General features: G+C 52.3%; 3 protein-coding genes and 2 pseudogenes. All 5 read right to left on the reverse strand.

Features of this window, described 5'->3' with window-relative positions; genetic code table 11:
• Positions 1-294: NAD(P)H-dependent oxidoreductase subunit E (locus SMC1_RS06195; protein WP_207799330.1), on the reverse strand; the 294-nt coding region annotated here is incomplete at its 3' end.
• Between the two features lie 58 nt (positions 295-352).
• Positions 353-1,201 (reverse strand): formate/nitrite transporter family protein, encoded by an 849-nt coding sequence (locus SMC1_RS06200; RefSeq protein WP_119085912.1) that lies wholly within the window; start codon positions 1,199-1,201, stop codon positions 353-355.
• A 15-nt stretch (positions 1,202-1,216) separates the two neighbouring features.
• Positions 1,217-3,937 carry a formate dehydrogenase subunit alpha gene (gene fdhF / locus SMC1_RS06205; protein WP_119085913.1) on the reverse strand — a complete coding sequence of 907 codons (2,721 nt, stop codon included), beginning with the start codon at positions 3,935-3,937 and terminating at the stop codon, positions 1,217-1,219.
• 21 nt (positions 3,938-3,958) lie between these two features.
• Positions 3,959-4,093, reverse strand: a pseudogene (locus tag SMC1_RS06210) (DUF362 domain-containing protein); the annotation flags it as partial.
• 178 nt (positions 4,094-4,271) lie between these two features.
• Positions 4,272-4,730, reverse strand: a pseudogene (locus SMC1_RS11270) (molybdenum cofactor guanylyltransferase); the annotation flags it as partial.
• Positions 4,731-5,166: the final 436 nt, after the last annotated feature.

The raw sequence follows: 5,166 nt of genomic DNA on the forward strand, positions 1-5,166 counted from the left end.
ACAGACACGGACCACATGCCGTCCCCGTGGCTCAGTCGACAGCATCGTGTAGAACGTGACGAAGCCGTTGAGCTGTGCAGGCGAGGTCCCGAGGAGTCGAGCGACTTCGCCCAGCACAGGTCTCGGGAGGGAGTTACCATAGTGGTGTTCCAGTTCAAACATGATGTCCATGTACGACAGCCGGCCGTGATGCTCAATACGATTTGTCTCTACCAGCTCGCGCAGAAAACGCTTGTCTTCGTCGCTCAGCGGCTGCGCCTGGCCCGCTGGTCGAGTGACATTGTCCAACTCCATGGTTTCCTCCCTGATCATTTTTTTCCCGGAGCACTCTCGCCAGCAAGAGAGATTGGTCCTACTTTGTCTCCACAGTCTCCGGGCCCTTCTTCAAGTACGCGAACCAGTAGATAAAGCCGACGAAGAATGCGCCGCCGATGATGTTGCCTATGGTCACGGGAATGAGGTTCTTGGTCCAGAGGGTTACCCAGTTCAGTCCTGCAAAATCTGCAAGGGTCTTGCCCGTAGCCTCCACAACTTGGGGAATGGACTTAAGGAGGATACCATAGGGGATGAAGAACATGTTTGCGACAGAGTGTTCGAAGCCTGAGGCAACAAAGGCCATGACGGGGAAGAAGACCGCGAACAGCTTGCCGATGATATCCTTCGAGGCAGTTGCCATCCACACCGCAAGGCAGACAAGCCAGTTGCAGAGAATGCCCCTGACAAGCCCCTGAACGAAGGTAAGGCCGACCTTGGTTCCCGCGATCTTGAGTGCAGCGGAACCAACAAGGTTACCATTCATGCTCCAGAGACCCGACCAGTACAGGAGAAGGGCAATAAAGATCGAGCCAACTAGATTGCCGACGTAGACTGCAATCCATGTCTTCAGAAGTTCTCCCCAGCGAACTTTCTTCTCCAAAGCCGAAATGACAATCAGGTTGTCACCTGTGAAGAGCTCAGCCCCCGCAACCACGACGAGCATGAGTCCCACACTAAACACGGCTCCAGCAATGAACTTGGTGAAGCCAAACCCGAGGGTCGCATCGGAACCAACAAGAATCGACAACTGTGCACCAAATGCAATAAAGGCACCCGCAAGAATCGCAAGAACAAATAACTTCTTCATGGGCGTCCTGCACTTGCCCTGACAAACATCTCCCAGCTTCTCGGCAATTTGAGGTGGTGTAAACATCGGAAGATCCATTCTTTCCTCCCCTGGTCAGATTTTTTCAATCTTGCATGCTGCGACTTTGAATTCAGGTATCTTCGATACCGGGTCAAGAGCCGCATTTGTGAGAAGATTCGCACTTGCCTCACGGAAATGGAAACTAATGAAGACTACTCCCTTCATCGGCTTATCGGAGATTCTGGTCTCGACTTCGATGCTGCCTCTTCTTGTCGAAACCCTTACCGTTTCGCCATGTTCGATATGAAGTTCCTCTGCATCTTCCTTGCTGATCTCCACATAGTTTCTTGGAACGAACGTGTCGAGCACTTTGACTCTTCTGGATTCCTGTCCAGAGTGGAAGTGGTAGAGAATCCTTCCGGTGGTAAGAAGTATCGGATATTTGCTATCCGGAAGCTCCTTTGCCTCGATGTACTCGACTGGACTGATGAGCGCCTTTCCGTTCGGCCTCTTGAAGTCTCCACCATAGTGAAGGATCTTAGTTCCAGCATGTTCGTCAGTGGGGCAGGGCCACTGCAGGCCACCTTTCTCAAGACGCCAATGGTGAATACCGGCGTACGATGGCGTGAGGCTTGCCACCTCATCCATGATTGCCGCGGCATTCCTGTATGTCATAGGGTAGCCCATCTTTGTTGCAACGAGCGAAACGATCTCCCAGTCGAGTTTTGCATCTTCTGGCTTTTCTCGAGCAGGTCTGAGCAGCTGGACTCTTCGTTCGGTATTTGTAAATGTTCCTTCCTTTTCATATGCGGCTGCGGAAGGAAAAATGACGTCTGCAAGTTCTGCAGTCTCCGAAAGAAAGATTTCCTGAACAGCCAGGAACTCGAGTGCCTCCAGTCCCTTCCTCACATGAGTGATGTCGGGCTCCGTCATGAGAGGGTTTTCTCCCATGGAATATATAGCCTTGAGATGCCCACTGAGAGCGGCATCTCCGAATTCAGTCACGGGAAGCCCTGGCTTGTCGGAAAGTCTGACGCCCCATGCCTTTTCGAATTTCTCTCTGGCAGTGGGATCGGCTACTTTCTGATAACCCGGATAAACATCGGGAAGAGCTCCCATATCGCAGGATCCCTGAACGTTTGCCTGTCCCCTCAAAGGATTGATGCCGTTTCCTTCTCTTCCAATGTGGCCAGTGACAAGAGCAAGGTTCGCGATGCTGAGTACATTGTCCGTACCGACCGAATGCTGGGTGATGCCCATCGTATAGAAAATCGTCGCATTGAGAGCAGAAGCATACACGATAGCAGCTTCCTCAATCAGTGCCTTGTCGACGCGTGTCAGCGTGGAGACCCTATCAAGGTCATACTTCGAAACAACCTTTACGAACTCCTCGTATCCTTCTGTATGCGCCTCGATGAACTCCTTGTTGACAAGTCCCTTGTCCACCATGACCTTCATCATGCCATTGAGAAGTGCCACGTCGGTGCCCGGGAAGTGCTGAATATAGATGTCAGCAACCTTTGCAAGGTCCGTCTTTCGTGGGTCACAGACAATAAGCTTCGCGCCACGCTTCTTCTTGTTCTCTTTCACAAACTGCGCAATCACGGGATGGGTTTCTGTCATGTTCGAGCCTATGACAAACATCACATCCGCATTCTTGATGTCCTCAACCGGGTTCGTTGCTGCAGCCGCTCCAAGCGCCTTACCTAGCCCTGCGATGGTCGAGGCATGGCATAGTCTCGCGCAGTTGTCCACGTTATTCGTGCCAATGGCTGCGCGGGCAAACTTCTGCACAGCGAAGTTGTCCTCATTTGTGCATCTGGAGGAGCCAAGCACGCCGATAGCATCTGGTCCATACTTGTCCTTGATCTCCTGGAGCCTTGTTGCCGTGTATGCAATGGCCTCTTCCCACGTGGCTTCCCTGAACTTCCCGTTCTCCTTGATGAGAGGCTTTGTAAGTCTTTCGTTACTATTGACGTACTCATGGCCATAGCGTCCCTTGACGCAGAGCCTCCCCTTGTTAGGCATAGCATCTACGATTCCTCTTGCCATCACAAGGTTGTTCTTCTTATCCTTGTACAGGGAAATATCACAGCCCGTTCCGCAATAGGCGCAAACGGTGTCGGTCTTCTCAAGGTTGAAGATCTTACCCTTGCCGATGCGGGGTTTCTCGACAAGTGCTCCAACAGGGCAAGCCTGTACGCAAGCACCACAGAACTGGCAGTCAGTCCCCTCAAGAGGCACGTTGAACGGAGTCGACACAACAGACTCGGAACCTCTCATTGCCATGCCAATTGCTTCGACCAGCGCCTGGTTCTCACAGGCGTCCACGCAACGCCTGCAAAGGACACACTTCTGCGGGTCAAACTGGATAAATGGATTCGTGTCCCACGAGGTTTCCTTTGGACTCTCAAATGCCTCCCTGTCAACAAGAAATTCGCTCTTCTTGATGCCGAACCGGTAAGCAAGCTCCTGTAGCTCGCAATCTCCGTCTGCATCGCAGGTCATACAGTCCAGAGGGTGATGCGCAAGTGCAAGTTCGAGATTTGTCTTCCGTGCTTCATGAATGGCGGAAGAATCTGTCGTAATTTCCATACCGTCGGTGATCCTGGTTACACAGGCCCTTTGAAGGGTCCTGGCTTTCTTGACCTCGACGACGCACATTCCGCAAGCGCCTTCCTCGGCAATGCCTGCGAGATAACAGAGAGTAGGGATATCATATCCTACGCTCTCGCAGGCATCCAGGATAGTCATTCCCATAGGAAACTGATAGTCCTTCCCGTCGATCTTTGTGTTGATCAATTTCTCACTCATTATGAACTCCCTCCGGGTATTTTACTCTTTGAGAATAGCACCGAAACGGCAGACTTCATAGCATGAGCCACATTTGATGCACTTATCCACATCGATAACGTGGGTCTTCTTGACCTCGCCAGTGATAGCCTGGACAGGGCACTGACGTGTGCATGCATACACGTTCCTCCTCTATCGACTTTTCACCCGTACGCATCATCAGTTGTGCCATAATGAGATCGTCCGGTGTGTTCACGTTGAAAAAAGACATTAACCGTTCATCGTATTGCATGCCATAGGCCCGGTCAATAAACCCAATGCGCAACAACTCATTGCGAAAGAGTTCCCGAACAGAGCGAACCCCCGATGCCAGCAGTTGGGCTGCGACGTTGGCGACCCGAGAAGAATAGATGGCGAACAACGGCTCAAGAAGACCATCGATGTTGGGAACAAGGATGTCCAAGTCCTGCGCGCACGCACGCTTTCCCATCGCCTGAGCCAATGAAGAAGAGACAAACGGCATGTCGGCACCGACCACCATGTTCAGTGCCGCATCTGATGCCCTGAGTCCACTGTAGATACCGCCCAGAGGCCCTGCATCAGCAACAAGGTCGCCGACAACTAGTCGCTCCGGCTTGCCGTCTGCAGGTATGAGGCCCTTGTTCTCGACGATAATATGGCGCTGGTACAGCGCACCAAGCCGACGCAAGGGGTATTCGTAGAGGGGGATACCTGCGAGAGAAAGGCAGTACTTCGGCAATCCCATTCGCCGGCTACGGCCACCTGCAAGGACAACAAGGTTCATGAGCGGCATCTGCGCCCTCTTGCTGTCTCCCTGGAAAATCCGACGCCGGCTACCAACTCTGTCTTCATAACCTATCGGCACCCCTTAAGTTTCCCCGCTGCAACGACGAGGTCATCGACCGATTCGGGTGAAAAACGCCCCATGCTGTCTCCTTTCCCCCGTCACTAAACCACAATGGTGCGAACTGCTGACGTTGGCCAAACCCACAGAGTACTCCAGTGCATATCCATCAGACCTGCTCGAACACAGATGAGCCATGTGAATTTTATAACAGCACGGACAAGAGTCAACCTTCCTTACCCGTTACATGTCACGTCCAAAGACCTGTGCTAGTCCGTTCACAGTATAGGAATCCTGCAGTCCGCGACATGACGAACAAGATGGCTCATTCATCATGTATGCAAGGGCCCTTCAATCATTGACATCAAGGGAAAAACGGGTACAG

The sequence above is a fragment of the Candidatus Cryosericum septentrionale genome (assembly GCF_003570995.1).
In the GTDB taxonomy this organism is placed as follows: domain Bacteria; phylum Caldisericota; class Caldisericia; order Cryosericales; family Cryosericaceae; genus Cryosericum; species Cryosericum septentrionale.